At 49.1% G+C, this 23,916-nt stretch carries 24 protein-coding genes; 5 read left to right on the top strand and 19 right to left on the bottom strand.

From position 1 onward, the window contains the following. Window positions 1-20: 20 nt before the first annotated feature. The 16 genes from L0156_19500 to L0156_19575 all read right to left on the bottom strand — a co-directional run bounded on the left by L0156_19500 (window position 21) and on the right by L0156_19575 (window position 14,593). Entirely contained in the window at window positions 21-284 is a 264-nt protein-coding gene (locus tag L0156_19500; protein MCI0605177.1) for a hypothetical protein, read from the bottom strand. After that, window positions 281-487 (bottom strand): TMEM199/VMA12 family vacuolar ATPase assembly factor, encoded by a 207-nt coding sequence (locus L0156_19505; GenBank protein MCI0605178.1) that lies wholly within the window; start codon window positions 485-487, stop codon window positions 281-283. Before L0156_19505 ends, L0156_19500 begins: the two co-directional genes overlap by 4 nt. A 7-nt stretch (window positions 488-494) precedes the next feature. Then, window positions 495-788, bottom strand: coding sequence for a cytochrome C oxidase subunit IV family protein (locus L0156_19510; protein MCI0605179.1), 294 nt, complete (start codon window positions 786-788; stop codon window positions 495-497). Window positions 789-796: 8 nt separating this feature from the next. Beyond that, window positions 797-1,390, bottom strand: a complete 594-nt coding sequence (locus tag L0156_19515; GenBank protein MCI0605180.1) for a heme-copper oxidase subunit III — start codon at window positions 1,388-1,390, stop codon at window positions 797-799. Beyond that, window positions 1,390-3,144, bottom strand: coding sequence for a cbb3-type cytochrome c oxidase subunit I (locus tag L0156_19520; protein ID MCI0605181.1), 1,755 nt, complete (start codon window positions 3,142-3,144; stop codon window positions 1,390-1,392). The genes L0156_19515 and L0156_19520 overlap by 1 nt, the downstream gene beginning before the upstream one ends. After that, the gene (locus tag L0156_19525; GenBank protein ID MCI0605182.1) at window positions 3,141-3,914 is read right to left on the bottom strand and encodes a hypothetical protein; all 774 of its coding nucleotides are present in this window, start codon (window positions 3,912-3,914) and stop codon (window positions 3,141-3,143) included. Before L0156_19525 ends, L0156_19520 begins: the two co-directional genes overlap by 4 nt. Before the next feature lie 71 nt (window positions 3,915-3,985). Next, complete coding sequence (locus L0156_19530; protein ID MCI0605183.1) at window positions 3,986-4,774, bottom strand: carboxypeptidase regulatory-like domain-containing protein; 789 nt, start codon at window positions 4,772-4,774, stop codon at window positions 3,986-3,988. Between the two features lie 231 nt (window positions 4,775-5,005). Further along, window positions 5,006-5,599, bottom strand: a complete 594-nt coding sequence (locus tag L0156_19535) for a DNA-3-methyladenine glycosylase (GenBank protein ID MCI0605184.1) — start codon at window positions 5,597-5,599, stop codon at window positions 5,006-5,008. Continuing rightward, window positions 5,596-6,489 carry a biotin-dependent carboxyltransferase family protein gene (locus L0156_19540; protein MCI0605185.1) on the bottom strand — a complete coding sequence of 298 codons (894 nt, stop codon included), beginning with the start codon at window positions 6,487-6,489 and terminating at the stop codon, window positions 5,596-5,598. Before L0156_19540 ends, L0156_19535 begins: the two co-directional genes overlap by 4 nt. A gap of 83 nt (window positions 6,490-6,572) precedes the next feature. After that, window positions 6,573-7,352, bottom strand: coding sequence for a LamB/YcsF family protein (locus L0156_19545; protein MCI0605186.1), 780 nt, complete (start codon window positions 7,350-7,352; stop codon window positions 6,573-6,575). Then, complete coding sequence (gene pxpB, locus L0156_19550) at window positions 7,349-8,008, bottom strand: 5-oxoprolinase subunit PxpB (GenBank protein ID MCI0605187.1); 660 nt, start codon at window positions 8,006-8,008, stop codon at window positions 7,349-7,351. Before pxpB ends, L0156_19545 begins: the two co-directional genes overlap by 4 nt. Next, window positions 8,009-9,007, bottom strand: a complete 999-nt coding sequence (locus L0156_19555) for a GHMP kinase (GenBank protein MCI0605188.1) — start codon at window positions 9,005-9,007, stop codon at window positions 8,009-8,011. A gap of 168 nt (window positions 9,008-9,175) precedes the next feature. After that, the gene (locus tag L0156_19560) at window positions 9,176-10,852 is read right to left on the bottom strand and encodes an ATP-binding protein (GenBank protein ID MCI0605189.1); all 1,677 of its coding nucleotides are present in this window, start codon (window positions 10,850-10,852) and stop codon (window positions 9,176-9,178) included. A gap of 63 nt (window positions 10,853-10,915) precedes the next feature. After that, window positions 10,916-12,406 (bottom strand): PQQ-binding-like beta-propeller repeat protein, encoded by a 1,491-nt coding sequence (locus L0156_19565; protein MCI0605190.1) that lies wholly within the window; start codon window positions 12,404-12,406, stop codon window positions 10,916-10,918. A 2-nt stretch (window positions 12,407-12,408) separates the two neighbouring features. Then, entirely contained in the window at window positions 12,409-13,497 is a 1,089-nt protein-coding gene (gene aroB / locus L0156_19570; GenBank protein ID MCI0605191.1) for a 3-dehydroquinate synthase, read from the bottom strand. Window positions 13,498-13,591: 94 nt separating this feature from the next. Beyond that, the gene (locus L0156_19575) at window positions 13,592-14,593 is read right to left on the bottom strand and encodes a trypsin-like peptidase domain-containing protein (GenBank protein ID MCI0605192.1); all 1,002 of its coding nucleotides are present in this window, start codon (window positions 14,591-14,593) and stop codon (window positions 13,592-13,594) included. Window positions 14,594-14,720: 127 nt separating this feature from the next. Between L0156_19575 and L0156_19580 the strand changes: the two genes are divergently transcribed. Beyond that, the gene (locus tag L0156_19580) at window positions 14,721-16,754 is read left to right on the top strand and encodes a S9 family peptidase (GenBank protein MCI0605193.1); all 2,034 of its coding nucleotides are present in this window, start codon (window positions 14,721-14,723) and stop codon (window positions 16,752-16,754) included. A gap of 49 nt (window positions 16,755-16,803) precedes the next feature. Then, window positions 16,804-17,925, top strand: a complete 1,122-nt coding sequence (locus L0156_19585) for a PQQ-dependent sugar dehydrogenase (protein ID MCI0605194.1) — start codon at window positions 16,804-16,806, stop codon at window positions 17,923-17,925. Between the two features lie 87 nt (window positions 17,926-18,012). Here the strand turns inward: L0156_19585 and L0156_19590 are convergent, their stop codons facing one another. Next, window positions 18,013-18,873, bottom strand: coding sequence for a sensor domain-containing diguanylate cyclase (locus tag L0156_19590; GenBank protein MCI0605195.1), 861 nt, complete (start codon window positions 18,871-18,873; stop codon window positions 18,013-18,015). Between the two features lie 55 nt (window positions 18,874-18,928). Beyond that, window positions 18,929-19,366 carry a rhodanese-like domain-containing protein gene (locus L0156_19595; protein ID MCI0605196.1) on the bottom strand — a complete coding sequence of 146 codons (438 nt, stop codon included), beginning with the start codon at window positions 19,364-19,366 and terminating at the stop codon, window positions 18,929-18,931. Window positions 19,367-19,513: 147 nt separating this feature from the next. Here L0156_19595 and L0156_19600 point away from each other — a divergent pair, with 147 nt between their 5' ends. Further along, window positions 19,514-21,397 (top strand): potassium transporter Kup, encoded by a 1,884-nt coding sequence (locus tag L0156_19600; protein ID MCI0605197.1) that lies wholly within the window; start codon window positions 19,514-19,516, stop codon window positions 21,395-21,397. On the opposite strand, the gene L0156_19605 is transcribed toward L0156_19600, so the two are convergent. After that, on the bottom strand, window positions 21,394-23,289 hold the full coding sequence (locus L0156_19605; protein ID MCI0605198.1) for a TonB-dependent receptor: 1,896 nt from the start codon (window positions 23,287-23,289) through the stop codon (window positions 21,394-21,396). The two genes, L0156_19600 and L0156_19605, sit on opposite strands and share 4 nt — an antisense overlap. A 28-nt stretch (window positions 23,290-23,317) precedes the next feature. Here L0156_19605 and L0156_19610 point away from each other — a divergent pair, with 28 nt between their 5' ends. Both L0156_19610 and L0156_19615 read left to right on the top strand, forming a co-directional pair. Then, window positions 23,318-23,734: a hypothetical protein gene (locus L0156_19610; protein MCI0605199.1), complete on the top strand. Its 417-nt coding sequence runs from the start codon at window positions 23,318-23,320 to the stop codon at window positions 23,732-23,734. 24 nt (window positions 23,735-23,758) lie between these two features. Then, window positions 23,759-23,916 (top strand): YHS domain-containing protein (locus L0156_19615; protein MCI0605200.1); only part of this gene is annotated, 158 nt, incomplete at its 3' end.

Below are 23,916 nucleotides of genomic sequence, written 5' to 3' on the forward strand. Positions count from 1 at the left end.
GCGGCCTCTGCGTTGAAAAACTACAACTCTATGGACTCGCCACGCATGGCCGCCTGAACCTGCAGCAGACGCGCTCTGCGGATCCAGTAAAACGCCACACCGCCAATGCCGCAAAGAACCACGCCCACCACGCCGAGTAACACGGCAACGCCCGCCTTGGCGCCATGCGTCATGGAGGAATTTGGATCGCCAAAGCAAACAGCGCAGGCTCCGGCATCTTGCATCAAAAGTGTAGCGAGAGCAACTAGAAGCAGCACTCGCAAAACAATCCTCATAAAACTCATAAATAACTCTCGTTTTTTAATTTCCGCATAAACCAACGGAAATAGAATAAGAGCAAAATCGTTGCAACCACGGAACCGAGCCCCATAAGCAGGTGCGTCCAATCTCCGCTTTGCCTGTAACTGTTCACGCCCCACCATCCAAACCATCCTGTCAGCAAAATCGATACGATGATGAAGAATACGTGAAACGCTTTTAAAGACATCCTAAAATCAATAATGGCTCGATGTTGCCACCGGAAGCAATAGCAAATGAGCAAAGAAAATCAGACAAACAATCAAGACCCAAAAAATAATCGCTCTTTCAGAGATCAAATGCATGAAATAACAGGCCACAAGCGATCCCTTCACCGTCGCGACGAGCAGCGCAAACGTAATTGCCCAGAACGCCGGTAGGTGCAAATAGGAAATCCCTACCGTGATAATCGTCAAGGCCGCTAAAGCAGCAAACACTGTGATATAAACTTTTACATGTTTTCGGATTTCTTCGGCGGAATCTGCGCTCATGTCCCCTCCTATAAAAGATAAAGAACCGGAAACAGAAAGATCCATACAAGATCCACAAAATGCCAGTACAAGCCGGCATACTCAATCCGGTTTGCGAATCGATCCGGCTCGGATCTCCACACTTTGGCTCCAGGTCCCCAGAGATAACTGTTTACAATGATTCCACCAATAACGTGAAGACCATGCAATCCTGTCAACGTAAAGTAAATAGCAAAAAACGTACTGGTGCTCGGATAGATTTCATGGTGGAACTTTGCTGTATATTCAAAGTACTTCACCACAAGAAACCCAAACGCAAGAAGAATCGTGAGTCCCAGATAAAGTCTGAATTTCTTGAATTGATCCATTTTTAAAGAAGCCCACGCCATAACCATCGTCACGGAAGAGGCAATCAGGACCATTGTGTTGAGTGTCGCAAGCGGAATAGAAAGTCCTACATCTCTTCCATGAGGCCATACATCGGCTCCCACGCGCAACAGCACGTAACTGGAAAACAACGCGCCGAAGAGCATCACTTCTGAAGCAAGAAAAAGCCAGATGCCAAATTTTCCATTCGGGATCCCGGTAACAGGATTTGCTTTAACGCTATACGGAATCTCCATCACGCCTCCTTTATAAACTGCGGTGAAAAGTCTTTCTCTTTGCCGGGAACGCTGTACTCATACGGTTCCCGGTACACTTCCGGCGGAGTTGGGAAATTCCCATGCGGAGGAGGAGTGGGCGCGGACCATTCCAACGTTGTAGCATCCCATGGATTATCGGATGTAACCTTCCTTCCCTTCCACATGCTCCAGAAGAAATTAATGACGAAAGGAATCTGAGAAATCGCAAGTAACCATGCGGACCAGGAAATGAATTCCATAAACGGTTGCATTGCTTTTCCCCAGGGAGTAGCTGTGGGGTCATAGTAACGACGATTCATTCCTGCCATGCCTTGAATCAACATCGGCAGAAATACTCCATTCATGAAGACCAGCGAAAGCCAGAAATGAATCTTTCCCAGAACACTGTTCAACATCCGGCCCGTAACTTTTGGATACCAGTAGTAGATACCTGCAAAGAGCGCGAAGATCGTACCTGGCGCAACCACATAGTGGAAATGGCCGATCACGTACCAGGTATCGTGCAGGTGAATGTCCGAAGTTGTAAGACCGAGAGGAAGCCCGGTCAATCCTCCGATGGCAAACATCGGAAGAAATGCAATGGCAAACAGCATGGGAGTTGTAAATCGGATCGAGGCGCCCCATAAGCTAAGCAACAACGATGTGAGAATGATGACCGAAGGTATCGAAATGATCATCGTGGTTGTCTGGAAAAACGTACTCATGGTTGTTCCCATTCCGGTCATAAACATGTGATGCGCCCATACCGTAAAGGACATTCCACCGATGAAAAGAATGGAGAACACAATCGTTTTGTAACCCCAGAGCGGCTTACGTGTATTGTTCGCGATCACTTCTGCGACAATACCCATTCCAGGAAGAATTAGAACGTAAACTTCCGGATGCGCCAGGAACCAGAACAGATGTTGCCAAAGCAGGGGGCTGCCGCCGCCGGTGTTCGGAATCATTTGGCCGGATACCACAAGACCGCTTGGCAAGAAGAAACTTGTGCCCGCGAGACGATCCATCAATTGCAACACCGCCGCAGCTTCGAGTGGAGGAAAGGCAAGGAGAAGAAGAAATGCAGTAACAAACTGAGCCCAGACAAAAACTGGAAGTCGCCAGAAAGAAAGCCCTTTCGTGCGCATTTGAACGATGGTAACAATGAAATTAATGGAGCCAAGAAGCGAAGAGGTGATCAGGAAAACCATCCCTACCAGCCACCAGGTTTGGCCAACAGGTGCGATATCCGCAAGTGGCGTATAAGAAGTCCACCCTCCTTGCGCAGGACCTCCAGGAACAAAGAAGCTATACAGCATGACCACGCCACCGACAAAATAGAACCAGTAGCTGGCGGCGTTGATTTTCGGAAAAGCCATATCTGGTGCCCCGATTTGCAATGGCATCACGTAATTACCGAAGGCGCCTACAGCCAGCGGGACAATCCCCAAAAAGACCATGATTGTACCGTGCATGGCGCCAAGCATGTTGTAAAATTCCGGCAACATGATGCCACCAGGCATAAAGTTTTCTCCAAGAATTTTCCCCAGCCATATCACCGGTTTTCCAGGATAAGCGAGCTGCCAGCGAAGCAACATGATCAGCGAAAAACCAAACAATAAAAAGACCAGTGCGGTAAGTCCGTATTGAATTCCGATCACTTTGTGATCTGTGGAGAAAACATACTTTCGCAAAAATCCGAGCTCTTCGTGATGAGCTTCATGAACGGGATGATGGTTAACAACTTCGCTCATTGACTTGCTCCTTGAAGTTCACTTTCCTTTTGCGCATGCCACTGCGCATATTGTTCGGATGTATCGATATAAACAAAACCTTGCATCCGGTAATGCCCCAACCCGCAAAGCTGTGCGCACGTAATTTCATGCGCGCCGACTCCTGACACCGCTTTGAAATGAATCGGAATTACCATCCCGGGAACTGCATCCTGTTTTACTCGCAATACATTGATTGTGAAACTATGAATCACGTCCTTTGAGCTGATATCGACGATCACCGGCTTATTCAGAGGGACGTGAAACTCGTTGAGCGTAATGATGTCATCTTTGGCATGAGGATCCGACATATCAATACCTAACGAATTACCGGTGTTGTTCATCAATTTTGGATCGGTCCTCCCGAAAACTCCATCATTTCCCGGATAGTGAAAATTCCATGCAAACTGCTCCCCGATCACGCGAACGTTCAACGCTTCTTCACGTGAAGGAAAATTCTTCTTATAAGCGGCCCAGGCCGGCATGGACAGAGCGATAAGCAAAATCGCTTCCGCTAAGATAACTCCGACCTCAGAGACTTTTGCAAGTTTGCCTTTGGCCGGATTGTAAACAGCCTTGTGTCCTTCCCTTTTCCGAAAGTGGATCAGGCAATAAACAAAATAGATTGCCCATGCGATGAACATAACGAACATGAGGTAATGGACGTAAGTGTTTAGCTGATCAACTCCAGGACCATGTTCGGAAAGGTTGGGTGGATAAGGGAGCCAGTCTCTCCAGGTTCCAGGATTCATTTACCCTCCTCACAACCGGAAGGCCAAACCGCGCTTGCCCTCCGGAGTAAATACGAAGAACCAATGTATTCTTAAGACGCTTTGAACGTAAAGTTTACTTCTTGACTCTGACCATCTGCTACGGTTACGTCCTGAGTCTGCGTTCCAAATTTCTCATGCCAGGCTTCCAATGTAAATGTGCCGGCGGGCAGCTTAATTGTATAGGTGCCGGCTGCAGCAGTAATGTTGTGGAAGGGATGGCTGAGAACGGCGATGTAAGAGGACATCCATCGATGGACGTCGCATTTCACCGGGATCGCCACCTCAGGAGTTGCAAAACTCTTTTCGGTTTCCATGCCCTTGACCGGTTGTCCGAGATTGAACTGGGGATTGTTCTTTGGCAGCGGATGAATGTTGTGAAGGAACGGATCGCTGTTCCGGATTTTCAATGGCTGATTCGCCATCAAGGATACTACATGAGGTTTGTACTGGCAGCCGACCTGATCCAGCACAATCGGGTCGGTTGGAGTGGTATAGGTCCACTTATCCGCGCCGGATTTCACATAAACCAGAACATGTTGCAGAGTATTATCCGCGTTCAATTCCACGGATTGTTCCATCGCTTCGCCTGGATGTACCTGCTTGCATTCCGGAGTTAACGGAAGCTTCGCAAGCACAGGTTTTCCCCCGTCAAACGTCACTTTGCCGGTGACCGTAGCTGTCGCTTTAGACGGATCAAAAGCGTTGCCCGAAGGGGCCGCCGCTGAAGGCGCAGGCGCGCCGGGGGATGGTGCCGCCGGTTTTTCCTCGCCGCCACCACAGGCGTAAATCGTAATCGCAATCAGAAACAGAGCGTAGCACGAGAGTTTTTTGTACTGCATATTGAATTGTCCTCCGAATTATGAAATCTACAATTTTTTTTGCCTGAGGGTAGGCCGTCTCTTCGCAAGCACCTCATTATAAAGAGGGTCCCAAAAGGATGCAAGATGGTAATATCGTGGATCATAATCGTAATCTTGATCTTAACCGGAATCTTCAGTTCGTCCGTCGGACATCGCATTGCGATTACGATTTTTGATTACGATCACGATAACGATTACGATCCAAGATTCTCAGATTGGAGAGGGTTCGAGGGAGTCCAGAGGGTTTGATTTACGGGAAACATGAGGATTTCCGTACAGGTAAGCTCGCCAGAGTTTATCGGCGCCCTCGGTAATCCCGATCCGTGATGACCAGCGGATGCCCATTTTCGGCTGCTTGCCGGGATTTTTGGTTAAGTAAAGTTCGCTCGATTGCAGGGAAACTCCATTGAGCGTTTTATCAATTTCCATCGACCTGCAGAGTTTACCTGGCCCACTCGCCGGCTTAGGATCCTTGCTGGAAAAACCGGAGACCGGTTCTACCGCGCGGATCAACACCGCCGCCGGAAAACCTTCCTTCTCGGTAACAACATTCAACATGAAATACATGCCGTACGTGAAGTAAACATACGCATGTCCGGGTGGGCCGTACATGATCTGAGTGCGTGGAGTGAACCCATGAAAAGCGTGGCAAGCGGGATCGTCCTCGCCGATGTACGCTTCCACCTCCACAATCCGGCCGGTCCACTTGTGCGTTCCCTCTTGCCGCACAAGGAATTTTCCCAGCAATTCTCTTGCTACTGTTATAGTATTACGCGCATAGAAGGAATTGGGCAGTGGTTTCATAAGGATGCACGCAACAAGTCCTGCCTGTCATTCCACCAGTGCCGGGCGGTTTCCGGATCCGTCCATTCGAAGCGAATTGCTGATCCTGGCCTTTTTCCCGCCAGGAGAGTCCAGGAAGCGCGGCTGATCACGCCCATCTGAGCATAGCCACCGGTTGTTGGCCCTTCAGGACCCAGAATGATCGGAAAGCCGGATCGCGGAATTTGCACAGTTCCGGTAAGCGCCGGCGCCGATCTGCGAATCACCGGCGGATCAATGGCAGCGCCTTCCAATCGAATTCCCATTCGATTCGATTGCGGACTGATCTTGTAATTGTGCTCCCTGATCTTCTGACGCTCTCTGGCGCTGAAATGTGAACTGTGTTGCGCCGGTAACAAATACAACACCGGTTCCAGCGGATAGGACCACGAAACAGAACGCAGCGCAGATCCGCCGCCGGGCTCAGGCCCGGTCTTCAGCATTTGACCTTTCTCCAAACGTTTCCCAATTCCGCCGGCAAGATATGTAGAAACACTGGACAGAACACTCTCCGTCTCGATTCCACCTGCAATTGCAAGATATCCGTACCATCCCTCCATGCTCACAAATTTCAAAACAGATTCAGCCGGAACTTCGGTTGAGGTGAGTAACGGGACTGTCTGCCCCTGCAGCTCATACTGAACGCTGAGCCCGCAAAGAGCAACTATTCTTTTTTCATGAAAATGCAATGTGGGACCGATCATGGCAAATTCAAACACAGGCGCATCAAGCGGATTCCCGCAAAGTCTGTTCGCCATTGCCGCAAGAAAAGGATCAAAGGGGCCCGACACCGGAACTCCGTATGCTTCAAATCCCTTCCGCCCGGAATCTTGAATGGTCGTAAGCATTCCGGGTTGCACCACTTCGATCATGAATTTAACCGCCAAGGCGCCAAGTTCGCCAAGATCGGAATTGGAACTTTTTCTTGGGCGTTCTTGCCGTCTTGGCGGTTCAATCAATCAATAATGTTTTTTAGTGATTGGATCGAGATCTTAGCCTGTTGCAGTTTTTCATACACCACGCGAGCGATTTTTGCTGCTCCCGGAGTATCGCCGTGAATGCAGATCGTACTCACTTTTAATTCGATTCTCTTGCCCGAAACGGTTTGCACCTTCCGTTCCCTCACCAGTTGGAGCGCCTGCTCAGCAGCCAGCGCTGGATCGGAAATCGTACTCGGCTGCTTGCTGTTTCGCGGCATCAGCTTCCCTTCCTCTCCATAAATACGGTCAGCGAAACCTTCGGCCGCAAAATCGAGTCCACGCTCTTCCGCTTCCGTCTGCAAAAGAGAACCGGGCGGTCCCAAAACAATGGGGGGATGCACGAGGCGCACGATGGCATCCAAAAACATTTCTGCAAGTCTCCGGTCTTCCGCGGCCGAATGATAGAGCGCTCCGTGCAATTTCACATGCTGCAATTTGAGCCCCGCTCTTTCTGCCATCAACTGAAGCGCACCCATTTGATAGAGGATCATGTCTACAACTTCTTCAGGAGGAATCGTCATAGGAATACGACCGAAGTGCAAACGGTCAGGATAGCCGGGATGCGCGCCCACAGCGACGTTATGTCTGGCTGCGAGATCCAGTGTTTTTCTGATTGTGGTGGGATCTCCGGCATGAAAACCACATCCGATATTTGCGGAAGTAATATAAGGAAAGATTTCTTCGTCGTTTCCAATTCTGTAAGGCCCGAAACCTTCCCCAACATCCGAGTTCAAATCGATCGCAAGCTGTTTCATTGTTTTGTCCTTTCGTACTCTTGAGTCGAAATTGGCTGGAACCTGACCTTCATTCCATATTTAAATATCCAGGGTACATTTCTACTGTAATCCAGAATCTTCCAGGGCGTTCTTCCAATGACGTGCCAGCCCCCCGGTGAATCAAACGGGTAGATGCCGACATACTCTTCTGCAATTGCGACCGATCCCGCCGGAACCACCGGATCGGGATTCTTTTTTCTCTCCAGCTGCAATTGGGCAGGAAGCTCTCCCATGTAAGGAAATCCAGGCATGAAACCGATCATCCATACCTGATATTCGGTCTCCGAATGAATTTGAATGATCTCCTCCGCGTTTAAGCCTTTTTCTGCGCAAATCTTCGCGATGTCATATCCAAAATCATAACAAATCGGAACAATACAGACTTCCTCATCGCTCTCCATAACGGAAGAATCGCCTTCAAGTCCAGAGAGAGATTGAAGCCACGCCGGGAAAGAAGCATCCGGCAAATATTCGATTAAAAGCGAATCCAGCCCTGCGCGGCAGGAGGTAACAGCGTCATGCGGATGCTCACGGATGAATTGAACCATGCGGCGGATGGCAGCGACGCAGTCGCGCGTCTTATCGTACGATACTGATAGTACTACTGCCTGTTCGCCCGTGTAAACGATTTGCATTTAGCTTGTTTGGACTGAGAGACCGTCTTGCGCGACTTCAAAATCCAGAACGTGATATTTCTTTCCCTTGGCCAGATCGTAAAGATATTGTCGCGTGAAATTGTCGATGACGAAAACAACACATCCCCCGCCACCGGCTCCACAGACTCGCCCGGTGCGAGATCCATTGGTGATACCGAATTCGATTAATTCCTCAATCTCAGGGGTCGTGATCGAGGGGGCCAGTCTTTTGCGAGCCATCCATTCGTGGTGGATCGCTTCATAAGCCTCTCCCCAATCTTCCTCCTTCAGTGCTTTGTGCAATTTTTCCGTTTCCTGCTTGATCATCTGCAGCATTTCTACAGTATTCGAATCACCATCGATGCGATTCTTGATGATCTGCCAGTTGTTCATGCCGGACGAACGCCGCTGGCCGCTGTAAAAAAGGAGCAATCGTTCCCGAAGCTCATCCGGGGAAACCTGGTACGCTTCTCGTTCGACTTTCTCAACGCGAAAATGCCAGGCGTTAAAACCTCCAAACATTGCTGCGTAGTAATCCTGTCTTCCTGTTGGAATCCCGAGAACCTGTGCTTCCACATCGCGAGCAACGCGAATCAATTGCTCGGGAGAATAATTTTTGCCTGTGAATTCGTTTAAGGCGCCGCAGACCGCAATGGCAAGGGAGGAGGAGCCGCCAAGACCTGCGCCAGCGGGCGCCTGACAATCGGTTTCAAGCTGGAAGCCCTGCTCCGGCGAAAAGTGCTGAATCAAGCGCGTAACCAGTCCAAGATTGCTATCGTGATTGAGCTCATTGAAACTTGCAGCTTCCTGTGTGGCTTTCTGATCTTTCGAAACGATGCTGATTTTTGTCCCGGGAAGGGGCTCGAGTTTTGCGGTTGCGTACAAATTAATAGCAAGATTAATGGTGGTAGCTTCCCCGACAAAAAGGTAAAGAGGCCAAATGTCCAGCGTTCCGCCGGATAAATCAATGCGGGTGGGCGCCTTGGCTAAAATCTGCATTCGAGTGACTCCTTGGTAAAAATGTAGCGTTCAACCATATCATAAATAATCGTGGATCGTAATCGTGATCATGATCGTTGATCTTAATCGCCAATCATCATCCTTTTATTAATAGAATTCAGGACCGAAGATTACGATTCAGGATCATGATTACGATTACGATCATGATCACGATCCACGAATACTTCTCTCCAAAATCCCCTGGCGAATCTGTTCGTGTCCTTCCGGAAGCAAACGTCTCGACCTGCATTCGTTCAAAGCCACCAGAGTCATTTCATCGATAGATTCCTGGTCGCGCGAAGTTGGTATGAAGTCCTCGAGCGCCCGATCGAGATGTTCCTTTTTGATCAGAACATCACCTTCATAATTTGCTTCTAAGGACGCGAACCGGTAGGCAGTCGTCAGGACAAGCTGAAGGTCGGCGCCTGAGAATCCCTCCGTCTTGTCAGCGTATTCTTGAAAATCCTGACTTTCCGTTTTAAAACCGTAACGTTTTACAAGAACTTCGAGAATCTGTTTGCGGGCAACCGTACCGGGCATCAGAATCGGGATTTTGACATCCGTTCGTCCCGATCGTCGCATCGCGCTATCAATCAAATCGACACGGTTGGTCAGATCGATCCTGAGCACTTTTCCGCGAAGAGATTGATCTCCCCAAAATTCGAAAGACTGCGCGCGCATTCGCTCCGTCACACCTGAATCTCCGGATTGCGAATTGCGTGAAGATTGCTGCTGATCGCTTTCATCAACCATCACGACAACCGGAGCCAGCGCGCGGATCGCAGAGAAGGCCCGCTCCTGATTGCGTTCCGACTGCCCCACGTACATATCACGAAGCGGTTTGAATTTTACGCAGAGCAAACCGCATTCCCTCGCAAAACATTCCGCGAGATAGCTCTTTCCCGTGCCGGGTGGTCCCATCAGAATCACGCCCATGGGCGCCGCGCTTGTTAATCCTTTTTTCATGATTTCTGAAATCTCTCTTAGCTCCCGGACAGCATAATCCAGCCCCCCTACGGAACTCAGACCGAACTTCGGACGAATGATTTCCAGGACCTGTCCATATTCCTGTTCCAGAATCTCGACTTTCCGCACAAGGACCGAATCGATTGTGATGGTGCTCCCTTCAGCAGTCGCGCGAAGCACGATGTCTTCGATCTGATTCAGACTCAATCCCTGTGTGTGGTGCGCAAACTCCTCTGCGGTCAAATTCAACTTTAGCGCCGGATTGTGTGCGATCAAAAAATCGATGTAATGTCTGCGGTCCTCCTGTTCCGGTTTCGGGATCTGAACAACTTCGATTCCTTGACTCGAGGAAAGAATCTGATTGTTCAGGTCTTTTAGATTTGCCGTAAGCAGGAACATGATCGGTTTCCGCACGGCAACCGAACGGTCATTAGCCCAGCGCATGATAGTGATCACATTCGCTTTGTCTTCAGGACTCAGATTTGGGTTTGCAGGAAAAATTGTTTCTGCAAACGGAATGATTAAAGCGAGCTGCCGTGGTGGAAAGGCATCACTCTTCAGAATGCGATCGATCAGCTGAAGGCTTTGATGCGGCCCGGACGGTAGATGTTCGCGCGAACCAATCCCCGCAAGACGCCTGAATTTGTCATCCACTTCGGAGCGCGCAAATTGCAAGCCCGAAGGATATTGATACGTGGATAGAATTTCACGTTGCGAGCAAAGCTCTTCCAGCATGTCCTGCAATGGCACAAAACGATCTTGAACCGGGAAATAATCGCTGATGTTGAAATGGAGAATAAAAATATGAGAGACACCGCTGTTGAAGCGGTCAATCACCTTCTCCTTCAACCATTTCGGTATTTGTACAACGTCCTGCATAAACAAAGTGGTGCGGGCGTCCCGCCTGCAGGATCCGCAGATGAGACGTCCGCGCTACTTTGATTAAAAGCTCAGTGCCCGGAAACCGTTATCGCTTCCAACGTAAATCATAGAATTATGATAGCAAGCCGTCGAATTCATGGGAGCTTTTGCATCAAAGGCGCAGATTGCATTTCCGCCCGAATCGAGAATGTAGAAGATGCCATCGTTCGATCCCACCAGCGCAAACTGATTGACGATCAAAGGTGTTGCAGTCACCGGACCGCCGGTGGCAAATTCCGCGCTCTTTTTACCTGTTGCCTGCTGGTAGAAACTTACAGCGCCGGAATTGCCGCCCACACAAATGAAACTACGACCATAGGCCGGCGAAGAATACATGGCGCCTGCATCGCGGTTCTCCCATACAATCTCACCCGTACTCCTTCTAATTTTGTAGAACACAGCGCCAAAACTGCCAATGTAGACAAAGTCTCGAATGCTCAGAGCCGTGCTTCTGATTTTGCCTGATAAGCTGAGCTTCCACTTTTCTGCTCCCTGGATGCTCAGGCAATAGAGCTTTTCATCGTCGCTTCCCAGGATAATCTCATTCCGGTCCACCACCGGACTTGAAAATACCGGCCCCATCCCCTTTTTCCAGACAACGGATCCATTCTCGCGGTTCAGGCACCAGAGAAATCCTGTTTTCTGCGCGGGATTAATGCTTCCTACGTATACAAACGAATCATCATAATAGGCAGACGAGCGAATGTATTCACCTAGATTCCTTTTCCAGAGCATAGAGCCGTTTCGAATATTGATCGCGTGGAATGCCCCAAAATCATTCCCGATGTACGCCGTTTTGCAATCGATACAGGCCGTGCTTTCGATCCTCGCTCCGAGCCCGAGTTTCCAGATAATTTTTCCAGTTTGCGAGTCGATGCTGTAAAAATTTCCATCCCCTGAGCCGACAAACAGATATTCACCAGCAACGACCGCCGAGCCCCAGACATCGCCGATGTCCGCTTTCCAGACTTCTTTCAGTGTTTTTCCTGCAGGCTGAAAAGAAGCATCATTCACATGATTTGTGCGAGCGCCATTTGCTTTAAAACCGTACCAGTGAACGGTCCAATCACCCTTTAGTTCTCTTTGCAGTTGATTCAAATCTTCTTTGAATTCGGGAACACTCGAATAGCGGAGCGACCGCACGTTCTGAAGCAATTTCACGATAATCGATTCAAACCGAACGGATATTTGGGGATTTCTTTCGCGAACCGCAGGAGGTCCATCCAGATAATGGCTGATCCTGAAAGGATTCCGCGTCAGCAGGAAATGTAGCAGCGCCCCAAATCGAAATAACGCTTCCGATACATCGTCTGTGAGGGGAGGATGAGCCGTGCTCCAGCGATTTCCATTTTCGACGTAAACATTTTTCGGACTCAACATCCGGAAACCGCCCGCCGAATCCTCCATTATGTCGCAGAGTTGAAGCGCCCAGATCAGCGCTTCTTCTTCTGATGGATAGCGATTCTCCTTACGGATGAAATCTTCCAGCGATATTATTTTTGACGAATCCATATTTAATTCCGGAACCGGAGAATATAGTCCAGTCCTGTTTCTATTTCTTCCTGGCTAATGTCCTTCACAATTGTGACTTTTCCCGTCCTTTCAGGCAAGACGAAGCTCAATTTCTTCCCTGCTTTCTTTTTGTCATGTTTCAATGCATTGAGAATATCAGTCCTTTTCAAGTCGCCAAAAGGAACCATAGATTTTGATCGAACGAGAATCGATTTCAATTTTTCAAATTCACCTGAATCCCACATGTTTCTGCGGATTGCTATCCATCCGGCTGCCAGCATCCCCCAGGCCACCGCTTCGCCATGGCGAAGCACTTTGTAACGCGTTGCCTGTTCTAACGCATGGCCGATGGTATGTCCAAAATTGAGAATCTTACGGAGACCAGATTCCCTTTCATCCTCTTCTACTACCTGGATTTTGATTGCAATGCATCGCGCAATCAAAGATCCGAGCATTTCCCGATCATAGGAAAGGATTTTTTCAACGTTTGCATGTAACAACTCAAAAAGCTCCGGGTCAGAAATGACGCCGTACTTAATTGCTTCTCCCAATCCGGCAGAAAATTCTCGCGGCGGTAAACTTTCCAACAGCGCCGGATCGGTGATTACAATCCTTGGCTGATAAAAACTGCCGATCAAATTTTTGGCTTTTGGATGATTCACAGCCACTTTTGCTCCGATACTGCTGTCCGATTGCGAAAGCAGGGTCGTCGGAATCTGAATCAAATCCAGACCGCGCATGTAAGTGGAAGCGGCAAATCCCGCAAGATCTCCAATCACACCACCGCCAAAAGCAATCACGGCTGAACGGCGGTCTGCGCCCTTCTTCAACAAGAAATCCTGGATCCGTTTCCAGTATTTTAAGTCCTTCGAAGTTTCACCCGGAGGAGCCAGAAAGTGATGAAAGGGGGCGCCACGCAGGGCCTCTTCCAGACGCCTGCCCTGATGCCTGAATACGTTCCGGTCACTAATAACGTAGAAGGGCCCAGGAATGTTCTCCTGGTCCAGGATCGACTTCAATTGGTTCAAAATTCCCCATTCAAAATGGACCCTATACGTGCGATCTGTTGCGCTCTTGCAGGTGAACTCCATGGCTTCATAGTTTAATCGATAGCGTGTAAACAAAGTAGCGCGGGCGTCCTCGCCGGCGGAGCTCTAGCAGCCGGGACGGCCGCTCTACATTGCCCTACCGGAACTCAGGATGTATTTGAATTACTTTTTTGTCGGTGCCGCGCAATATGGTGAGAGTTGCATTCGTGCCTGTCTCTTTTTCAGCCAGGCATCGGTGGAGAACATCGATTCCGGGAGTTGGATGACCATCGAAGGCGACAATGAGATCTCCTTCGCGAAGTGACACGCGCCATGCCGGACTGTTTGGCTCTACGGATGCAACCAGGATTGCAGATTCGATATTCAAACCATGATAGCGAACAATCCGCCGGTGCAGCGGCACATTTTGGCCCGCAACACCGAGGTAGCCTCGAACAATCTTGCCTTCTTTGATGAGTCGTGCGGCAACATATTTCGCTGTGTTGATTGCAATCGCAAAGCAGAGTCCTTGCGCCGGAAGAATCACCGCTGTGTTTACTCCAATCACCTGTCCTGCTGAATTGACCAGTGGACCGCCTGAATTGCCCGGGTTCAACGCGGCATCCGTTTGAATGACATTATCGATTAGACGACCTGACTTGGAACGCAAAGAACGACCCAAAGCGCTCACAACACCGGCGGTGACCGTCGTTTGAAATCCGAACGGGTTTCCAACTGCAATGGCGAGTTGTCCCACGCGAATTTTTTGAGAGTCGCCAAATTCAACGGGAATAATTCTGGAACCGTCAACGCGGATCACAGCAATGTCCGTGTCCGGATCATCGCCGACCAGGGTTGCCCTCAGCTTACGTCCGTCGGATAGTGTGACATCCACGCGGGAAGCTCGACTCACAACATGGCTGTTCGTCAAAATGAAACCATCCGGTGTAAAAACAAAACCGGAACCGCCTCCGTGCTGCTCTCTTGATCCAGAAAAACCGGATTCAATATTCACAACTGAAGGGCTGATCTTCTCCGCTGAAGTGATGACAGCACGTGAATAAGCATCGAGAAGTTGTTCATCCTTTTCGATTTCAGAGATGGGTTGTGAAATTCCATCAGCTGAAGCAAAGCTGGAAACAAAGCGAAAATCAGGCATTGATTCCTCCCATCCATCATGAAGATCGCCACGATTGGCGAAAATGTCCAATTTCACGATGTGAAACGCTCTACAAAGATAAAAAGCAACCCTGTATATTTAGAGTTTGCCATTTCAAAGGAGCGCCATGAAAAAAACGTTAATGATCATTCTCCTCCTCTTCCTACCGGCCACTGTATTCGCGCAGGGAAAAAGAAATCTAACGGTTGACGATTTGTTCGCTTTCAAAGATGTGAACGATCCACAAACATCCCCTGATGGAAAATGGATTGCTTATGTCGTTGAAACGATGAATGCAGAGAAAGACAAGGCCAACAAAGATATTTATATGGTCCCGGTCGCCGGGGGAGAGGCGGTTCAATTAACGACACATGAAGAAGAGGACAGCCATCCACGCTGGAGCCCTGATAACAAGTATCTTGCATTCTTTTCAAAACGAAACAAGAAGAAACAAGTTTTCCTGTTGAATCGAAGCGGCGGCGAAGCAATGCAGTTGACTGAAGTCAAACAGGGAGTCTCCGATTTTACATGGTCGCCGGACAGCAAGAGATTGGCGCTTGTGATTAACGATGCGGATCCCGATGCGCCGCTGGATGATGACAAGGAAAAAGAGAAAGAAAAAACGAAAAAGCCGGTGGTGATCACGCGGCTGCAATTCAAATTCGATGAATATGGGTACCTCAAGGAACTTTACGATCACATTTACACACTGGATGTTCAAAGCAAACAGCTAAAACAGATCACGTCCGGTCCATACAACGATGGCGGTGAGGTTTGGAGCTCAGCTTCCTCGTCGCCACAGTGGAGTCCAGATAGCAAACAGATCGCGTTTGTCAGCAACCGGTCAGAGCATCCGGATGCGAATCGCAACACGGACATTTTTCTTGTTTCGGCGGAAGGGGGTGAGGTAAAAAGACTCACGACCAATGAGGGACCCGATGAAGCACCGCAATGGAGTCCGGATGGAAAGTGGATTGTATACCAGGCACAGCATCAACCAGATTTGATCTGGTATGACACAACAGAAGTCATGGTGATTCCCGCAAGGGGCGGAGCGCCGAAAGTGCTCACGCGAGAGTTGGACCGGAACTGCTTCATGCCGCGATTCAGCGGGGACGGACGCACCATTTTCTTCATCCTGGAACATGAAGGCAAACAATTGCTTGCCTCTGTCTCTGCGACCGGCACTGGCTTGAACAAAAATGTTGGAGGCGAAAACGTTGTCTATGATTACGATTTCGGTCCGAATCAATCAGTCATCCTTCTCGCTTCCAGAACCACATTGCCTGCTGAGATTTTTCATTCAACCGGCGGCAAAAGCAAACAGCTCACTTTCACAAACACAAAGGTAGTGGAAGGAATTCAACTCGGGACAACAGAAAGAGTTCGTTACAAAAGCAAAGATGGAACTTCCGTGGAAGCTTTCGTCGTAAAGCCCGCTTCTTTTGATGCATCCAAAAAGTATCCGCTCGTGCTCTGGCCGCATGGCGGACCAACATCACAATACATGGAGGATTTCGATTTTCGCGCGCAACTGTTTGCAGCCAGCGGCTATGTAGTCTTGCTTGTGAACCCGAGAGGCTCCACCGGCTACGGTGAGGAGTTTTGTAAAGCCATTTTTGCCGACTGGGGAAATAAAGACTACGAAGATGAAATGGCAGGAGTGGATCATCTGATCTCGCTGGGTTATGCAGATGGCGAAAAAATGGCTGTCGGAGGATGGAGTTACGGTGGAATGATGACCGATTTCATCATCACAAAGACAACTCGATTCAAGGCCGCGATGTCGGGCGCCAGCGAAGCGAACTACTTTATGGACTACGGCGTGGATCATTATCAGTACGAATGGGAAAAAGAGATCGGACTCCCCTGGGAAAGACCGGAGCTGTACATGAAGCTTTCTCCGTTTTTTGACATTGAAAAAGTGAAGACGCCCACTCTTGTGATGTGTGGAGAATCGGACCAAAACGTCCCTTTAATTAATTCAGAACAGATCTTTCAGGCACTGAAACGATTAGGAATCGACACGATGCTCGTTGTCTACCCGGGTGAACCACATGGTATCAATACGCCTTCGTATCAGAAAGATCGCTTCCAAAGATACATGGCGTGGTTTGATTACTACCTGAAAGGAGCTCCCAGCAAAGTCCCGGCGAAGTAGACAGACTTTCGGACAGGATATATCTTTTGAAGAAGAGTGATGTTTTACTATGGCCAGAGTTATTGCGACTTGCCTCTTTCTGGTTTTGTTTTTTGCGGGTGCTGAAGCTCAAATCAAACTCGTTTCTGTTGCGGCAAATCTCGACAAACCCGTAGATATTGTCCATGCTGGAGACGCATCCGGCCGGCTATTCATCGTTCTGCAGGGTGGCAAGATTGTTGTCTACGACGGCACAAATGTTTTGACGAAGCCATTTCTGAGTATTCAGACTTCCGTAACCTGTTGCGGAGAACAGGGACTCCTCAGTCTGGCGTTTCATCCCGATTACGAAAACAACAGACTCTTTTATGTGTATTACGTGGACTCTTCAGGAGATCTGGTTCTTGCCCGGTTCAAAACTTCCGCCAATCCGAATGTTGCGAGGAAACGTTCCAAGAGAACTCTTTTGAAAATTTCTCATCCGAATTTCGGTAATCATAATGGCGGCAAACTTCAGTTCGGCAGAGATGGTTATCTGTATCTTTCTGTTGGAGACGGTGGTGGCGGAGGTGATCCAAACAACAATGCGCAGAATCTCGGCAGCTTGCTCGGGAAAATTTTGCGAATCGATGTTGATAGCGCTTCACCGTACGCAATCCCGCCGGACAATCCATTCGCAAACCGTCCGCCCGCAAGACCTGAAATCTGGTCTTACGGTCTTCGCAATCCATGGAGAATCGCATTTGACAGTCGAAGAGGCGGCCTTTATATCGGTGACGTTGGACAGGGTGAGTGGGAGGAGATCAACTACCAGCGAAGGAAAAGTCCCGGAGGCGTGAATTATGGTTGGCGCAAGATGGAAGGAAAGCATTGTTTCAATCCTTCCTCAAACTGCAACAGTCCCGGACTCAAGCTTCCCATTGTTGAGTACAACCATTCACAGGGATGCTCTGTCACGGGCGGTTTCGTTTATCGCGGGAGCGCAATCCCTGCTTTAGCAGGCACTTATCTTTTTGCCGACTACTGTTCCGGAGTTATTTCGGGAGCAAAACGTTCTTCCGGAAAGTGGATCGTTTCTCCATTGCTATCGAGTGGTAAAAATATCAGTACGTTCGGTGAAGATGAAAACGGCGAGCTTTACATCGCCCATCACTCCCCCACCGGCGAGATTTTCCGACTCGCCGAACAATAATTTTTTAACGCAGAGGCGCAGGGACGCAGAGCTTTAAAAATTGTATGTTCCTCTGCAGTACTAGCGACAATTTTCTTCTTTGTTTTTCTAACGCCGAACTACTTTGGGGGTTCTTAACAGTACACGAACAGGAGTTAAGTCACGGCTAGCGCGAAGAATTGTCTTTTCCAGTGACTCACCGGTATGTCGTGTAGCGGTCCCCATGGAAAAAGTGATAGGTGCCTGACCCAGAGCGGCCTGGCGAAACCGGCGATTGATTCGGGAAACGATCGAGGAATCCACATTGGGAAGCAAAACCAGAAACTCATCATCTCCCATACGAATTACTCCGTCGCTCGCTCGTGCATATCTCATTAAGAAGTGGCTCATTTTTCGAAGAACCTCTTCGCCCGTCTCATAACCGTACCTGTCATTAAACTGCTTGAAATGATCGATGAAGATGTAAATGCAACCCCAGTTCTTTTCAATTTCGATCATTCGTCTTTCAAATTCTTCCAGAAAGAGTCTGTTATAAGAACCTGTTAGCGGATCTCTCAAGCTTGGTTGTTCCAGAGCGCTACGCTCGGGACGCTTGCGGTCCGTGACATCCATAATGATCCCGTGATAAATCAAATCGCCCGTTTTTTCATCGTGAGACGCGTAGGAGATATCTAACAAGGTCATCAGGCGGCCGTCCGCTCTTCGCACGGATAGGTCCAGTTCACGCACCAGGCGATCCTGTCTGGGCATGGCCGGGTTCCGGTCATAAGGCTCCAGATTCAATCTTTCTCTTGCATTGCTCTGGCGAAGCTCTTTAATTGAAGAAAGACCTAAAATTTCAAGAAACTCTTCCGTAGCTTCCAGAAAATTCCCGTGAACATCGATTGTGTACAGGCCGATTTTAAGGTTTCTAAACAGAGAACGAACGCTCTCAAGGTCTTTTAAAAGCTGGAAAGGAATGTTAGCCACGGCACCCCCTCAAGGTAACTTTCGTTAACCGGCCCAAAGCAAGTTGTATTTCGTTTTAAAGTTTTGCTTTTGTCGCCAGTGTATCGTATTGCGCATCTTCAGTGCATGCGCCGCAGAGGGGATAATCCAGTAAACTCCATCCGGGCTCCAATACTCGGCCCATGTTGTCCATGACACCAACAAAACCTCCGCGGATATTCGATACATCGGAGTAGCCAAGTTGCGCAAGAATTTCGCAGGCCCTTGCAGATCGAACCCCCGTTTTGCAGCCCACAACGAGCTTCGTTTCCTTAGTCAAGTTGGCTTCTACAACCTTTGGGAAGTCTTCATTGGGCATCATCCCCATGCCGGGCAAGAAATGCAAAATGGGAATATTGATCGCACGGATCGGATGCCCTTGTTGAAATTCCGGGACAGAACGGACGTCCAGGTATACAGTTTCCGGATCCTTTTGCAACTGATCGAGGGCTTCGTTAGCCCCTATCTCCTTCATCTTCGCCTCTATCACCTCATGCTTGAATTATTATAACAGAACGACCAAATTTGAAGAATCAGATGGTTCAGTTATACTTGGTCAACTTGAGAGTCATCGTTGAGCACTGTAGCAACCGATCAACAGACAGAAACAGACTCGCAATCAATAGCCACTGAAGATCGTCTGCAAGGACGTTATCTTCTAGTGTTGTGTCTAGGTGCCCTTGGCGTGGTTTACGGGGACATCGGAACAAGTCCCTTGTACGCCTTGCGCGAATGCTTCCACGGTCCGCATTCCATTCCAGTTTCGCAGGCGAACGTGCTGGGAGTCCTTTCTCTCATCTTCTGGTCGCTGATCATTGTCATTTCAATCAAGTATCTGATCTTCGTGGTGCGTGCTGATAATAGCGGCGAAGGAGGAATTCTGTCACTGATGTCATTGCTAAGAACAGAAAGCCTGCCTCGAAGAACTGGGCTCGGTTTTCTGGTGACGATCGGACTCTTTGGAGCTGCTTTACTCTACGGGGACGGAATCATCACTCCCGCAATTTCTGTTCTCAGCGCAGTGGAGGGTTTGAAAGTAGCAACACCATTCTTTGAAAACAAGATCATCCCCATTACGATCGGCATTCTTTTCTTTTTGTTCTTCTTTCAACGAAAAGGCACTGCGGGAGTCGGAGCAATCTTTGGACCTCTGACGCTTTTGTGGTTTTTCACGATTGCCATACTCGGGATCGTCCATATTTTTCAGCGCCCTCAGGTACTTGCTGCTATCAATCCTTTTTACGGCGTTCATTTTTTCCTTCTCAATGGTTGGAAAGGTTTTCTTGTTCTTGGCTCCGTCTTTCTCGTTGTCACAGGAGGCGAAGCACTTTACGCGGACATGGGACATTTTGGAAAGCGTCCGATCCGCCTCAATTGGTTTTACATTGTTCTGCCTGCGTTGACGCTAAATTATTTTGGACAGTCAGCGTTGCTTTTGAACAAACCCGACACTGCTGTGAATCCCTTCTTTTTCATGGCGCCCTCCTGGGCCATTATTCCACTCGTGATTCTGGCTACTGCAGCGACATCGATTGCGTCGCAAGCTGTGATTTCAGGAGCATATTCTCTGACCCGCCAGGCTGTGCAGCTTGGATATTCTCCCCGCGTTCAAATCCTTCATACATCAGCAAAAGAAATCGGACAGATTTACATCCCTGCGGTGAACTGGGCTCTGATGATTGCCACAATCATCCTGGTTCACGAATTTAAAACTTCCAGCAATCTTGCGGCGGCATACGGAGTCGCCGTAACAACAACAATGGTAATTACAACGATTCTGCTTTATGTTGTGGCCCGCGATTTGTGGCATTGGAAAAGACTTCCCGCAATTTTATTAATGTCCTTCTTCCTTGCGATCGATCTTGCGTTCTGGGGCGCGAATATCATCAAGCTGCCGGACGGTGGTTGGGTCCCACTAGCAATCGCGACCGTTGTCTTCACCTTGATGACCACGTGGTGGCGCGGACGAAAAATTCTGGGTGACCGGTTGCAGGTTTCCGCTTTACCGGATGAGCTATTTGTCAGTAGCGTAGAAATTAATCCACCTGTCCGCGTTCCCGGAATTGCGGTGTACATGGATCGTACGCCGGAAGCCACGCCTCACGCACTTCTTCACAACATCAAACACAATAAAGTGCTGCATGAGAAAGTTGTGCTGCTTACGGTAGAAACTCTTGAGCTACCGCATGTTGACGAGAAGAACCGGGTTGTCGTCATCCCAAAGGGAAATGGCATTTTTCGCGTTATTATCCGCTATGGCTTCATGGAAGATCCCAATGTGCCACGCGTTCTAGAACAGGTAAAGGTTCCCGGATTGGAATTCAAGCCCTCGGATACTTCCTATTTTCTGGGACGCGAATCACTCGTGGCAAGCCCCAAATGGGGAATGGCAATTTGGCGGGAAAAACTTTTCATTTGGATGTCCAAAAACTCCACCAATGCCGCAAGTTTCTTCCGTATTCCTTCTAACCGCGTAGTAGAGCTCGGCGCCCAGGTCGAACTTTAAGGTTCAAAGCTCAAAGAAATGCCCGCGCGCGCGTAGATTCCCGAATTTGGAAAACCGATGAACTCCTGAAATTCGTGGTCGAGCAGGTTATCGACGCGCAAAAAAGCCGCAAGGCTATCGAGGATCTGGTAGGAAGCGGCAAGATCCAGTGTCTGGTATTCCCCCGCGACGGAACGCTCGGGCACTGGAATCTGGAAATCGAAGCGCTTCCCTACCGCCGTGTATCTCAAATGCAAACGGGCGGCGTCCGTAAGTTGCCAATCCAGTCCCAGTCCTCCGCGCCACTTCGGACGGTCCCGTAAAGGCTCAGTGCTGTCACGAATATCCGCATCCACGTAATTTAAATGCGCCAGGAATTGGATCGCGTGTGTTGCGCGAAATCTCGCTTCCACCTCGGCTCCTTTTGAAATCACCTCGCGCCGGTTAACCAGCCGGAATTCATCAGAACTGAAGTCAATCAAATCGCGAAAGGAATTGTGAAACCAGGCGCCGGACACAAATAGCCTTGCATCAAGAAATTCCTTCTCAACTCCGATATCCCAACCGCGGCTTCGTTCCGGTAAAAGATCAGGATTTCCAATATTCGGATCGCTTATAGCAAAAAAGGATGGCAGTTTGTAACCTTCGCCCCACGTCCCGCGAATTCTTGTCCCTGCGTTAGGAAAAAAATATGTAGCGCCGAAACGCGGAGAAACTTCTTCTGAAAAATTCTCGCTATCATCCACACGAATCCCAAAAGTTGCGTGCAAATTGCCTGAATCGTAAAGAATCTCGCCTGCACCGGCCAGAGTATCTCGTTGAAGCTGAAACTCGGTGGGGAAGACTTCGGCAATGATCCCCTCACTATTACCCGATTCGCGTTTCCAGGATGCGCTGATTGTAGCGGACCATGGCGACCGTGTCCAGAAGCCAGTTGCCTGAATCCTGGTTCGCTCAAAATCACTCTTGTTCTCAAAGGAAGGCAACGAAAAAACTCCCGGTGGAATTCCGTCCAGAATCGCGGGAGTTGCGGAATCGTTCCAGTGCTCAAAGAAATCGAAATCTATTTCGAATGCCGGCTGCTGATAACGCACGCCTAACACCAATTCCTCCGATTCAGATTTCTCCGGAGCGCGCAGTATCGAAAAGAGGGGCCCGCCACCATTTTCAGGAAAACCGGAAGCGTCACTGCCGGTGTAGCGCGTGGTGAAATTGAGAACCCGGCCCGTTCCCAAATCCAGACTCGAAAAAAGGGCGGCCGTTTTCCGGTTCAAAGTATCCTGTGCCGTTTGTTCATCAATATCAAAGTAGGAGCCGCTGAAAGCATAAGACCATTTCAAATGCTGACCTTGAATACCAGTTCGCACTTCCTGCGAACCAAAATTCCCCGCGCGTGCCTCCAGAAATAGTTTTAATGGTCCGGCCCCTTTCCGGGAAACGATGTTCATCACTCCGCTGATCGCTTCCGATCCAAAAACAGAAGAAAGAGGACCCCGCACAATTTCAATTCGTTCAATCTGATCCGTGCTTAGATAAGAAAAATCGTACGAGCCGCCCAGCAAATTGGTTGGATCGTTTACCGGAATTCCATCGATCATGACAAATGTAAAGTTCGGATCGCCCCCGCGCAGCATGACTGCCGAGAGTCCGCCCGCCCCACCGGTCTGAGAAATGTGAAGGAACGGAACTCCCTGCAAAAGGTCGATCACATTTTCCGCTTTACTTGCTTCAATCATCTCGCGCGAAATTACAGTAACAGACGCAGATACCGAGGATTCCGGAATCGCCTGAGCTGAAACGGTTATGACCACCGGCTTTGCTTTCTGCTGAGGATCCTCCGTCTCTTGCCCCCATGCCCGCGCTCCAATCATGGACAGAATCAGAATCCAGGCGAATGCCTTTATAGAATTCAACGTATTTAATGATATTTTGAAATAAAGCATGAAGAAACCTCAGGCCAGTTTACCGGAACTATTTGAAAAATTGCAGCAGGCGGATGAACTTTCGGTCGAACTCGAATCTCAGCTGGAAGAACTGAAAAAACGGAGGTTGATCAAAAAAGATACGCTGAAACAACTTGTCGCTATCCTGGATGCAATTTTGAAAGAAGCATGGCAATCTTTTGGCCGCAAAGCCGCGCGATCCGGTTTTCCGTTATTGATCCGCGAGGATCAAGTCCAGAAGCGCTTTAAGATTTCCCAGGCGACCCTGTACAGGCGCCGCAAGACTCAAGAAATACCTTATGTGCGGGACAAGGAAGGTGTAATCTGGTATCCGGTTGTGGATCTGGTGGAATACTACCTGAAGAGCCGTTCGGAAATAAGATTGCCTAAAACAGGTCGTCCCCGTAAATTTTGATTCATGAAGGATCCGGTTTGCGGCATGGATGTGGTTCCCGAAAAAGCGGCAGGACAGTTCACTTTCGACAAAACTACGTACTATTTTTGTAGTAAAGGTTGCCTGGTGAAATTCCGCCAAAACCCTGGAAACTACGCACCGCAAGCGTCCCGCCCGCAAGTTCCGCAGGAAAGCGGAGGTAC

This window comes from bacterium (assembly GCA_022616075.1).
Taxonomy (GTDB): Bacteria; Acidobacteriota; HRBIN11; order JAKEFK01; family JAKEFK01; genus JAKEFK01.

Bases quoted from the DNA above. Each gene is read 5' to 3' on its own strand.
- L0156_19500 (MCI0605177.1), bottom strand. From the start codon at position 284: ATGAGTTTTATGAGGATTGTTTTGCGAGTGCTGCTTCTAGTTGCTCTC.
- L0156_19505 (MCI0605178.1), bottom strand. From the start codon at position 487: ATGTCTTTAAAAGCGTTTCACGTATTCTTCATCATCGTATCGATTTTG.
- L0156_19510 (MCI0605179.1), bottom strand. From the start codon at position 788: ATGAGCGCAGATTCCGCCGAAGAAATCCGAAAACATGTAAAAGTTTAT.
- L0156_19515 (MCI0605180.1), bottom strand. From the start codon at position 1,390: ATGGAGATTCCGTATAGCGTTAAAGCAAATCCTGTTACCGGGATCCCG.
- L0156_19520 (MCI0605181.1), bottom strand. From the start codon at position 3,144: ATGAGCGAAGTTGTTAACCATCATCCCGTTCATGAAGCTCATCACGAA.
- L0156_19525 (MCI0605182.1), bottom strand. From the start codon at position 3,914: ATGAATCCTGGAACCTGGAGAGACTGGCTCCCTTATCCACCCAACCTT.
- L0156_19530 (MCI0605183.1), bottom strand. From the start codon at position 4,774: ATGCAGTACAAAAAACTCTCGTGCTACGCTCTGTTTCTGATTGCGATT.
- L0156_19535 (MCI0605184.1), bottom strand. From the start codon at position 5,599: ATGAAACCACTGCCCAATTCCTTCTATGCGCGTAATACTATAACAGTA.
- L0156_19540 (MCI0605185.1), bottom strand. From the start codon at position 6,489: ATGATCGAAGTGGTGCAACCCGGAATGCTTACGACCATTCAAGATTCC.
- L0156_19545 (MCI0605186.1), bottom strand. From the start codon at position 7,352: ATGAAACAGCTTGCGATCGATTTGAACTCGGATGTTGGGGAAGGTTTC.
- pxpB (MCI0605187.1), bottom strand. From the start codon at position 8,008: ATGCAAATCGTTTACACGGGCGAACAGGCAGTAGTACTATCAGTATCG.
- L0156_19555 (MCI0605188.1), bottom strand. From the start codon at position 9,007: ATGCAGATTTTAGCCAAGGCGCCCACCCGCATTGATTTATCCGGCGGA.
- L0156_19560 (MCI0605189.1), bottom strand. From the start codon at position 10,852: ATGCAGGACGTTGTACAAATACCGAAATGGTTGAAGGAGAAGGTGATT.
- L0156_19565 (MCI0605190.1), bottom strand. From the start codon at position 12,406: ATGGATTCGTCAAAAATAATATCGCTGGAAGATTTCATCCGTAAGGAG.
- aroB (MCI0605191.1), bottom strand. From the start codon at position 13,497: ATGGAGTTCACCTGCAAGAGCGCAACAGATCGCACGTATAGGGTCCAT.
- L0156_19575 (MCI0605192.1), bottom strand. From the start codon at position 14,593: ATGCCTGATTTTCGCTTTGTTTCCAGCTTTGCTTCAGCTGATGGAATT.
- L0156_19580 (MCI0605193.1), top strand. From the start codon at position 14,721: ATGAAAAAAACGTTAATGATCATTCTCCTCCTCTTCCTACCGGCCACT.
- L0156_19585 (MCI0605194.1), top strand. From the start codon at position 16,804: ATGGCCAGAGTTATTGCGACTTGCCTCTTTCTGGTTTTGTTTTTTGCG.
- L0156_19595 (MCI0605196.1), bottom strand. From the start codon at position 19,366: ATGAAGGAGATAGGGGCTAACGAAGCCCTCGATCAGTTGCAAAAGGAT.
- L0156_19610 (MCI0605199.1), top strand. From the start codon at position 23,318: ATGAAGAAACCTCAGGCCAGTTTACCGGAACTATTTGAAAAATTGCAG.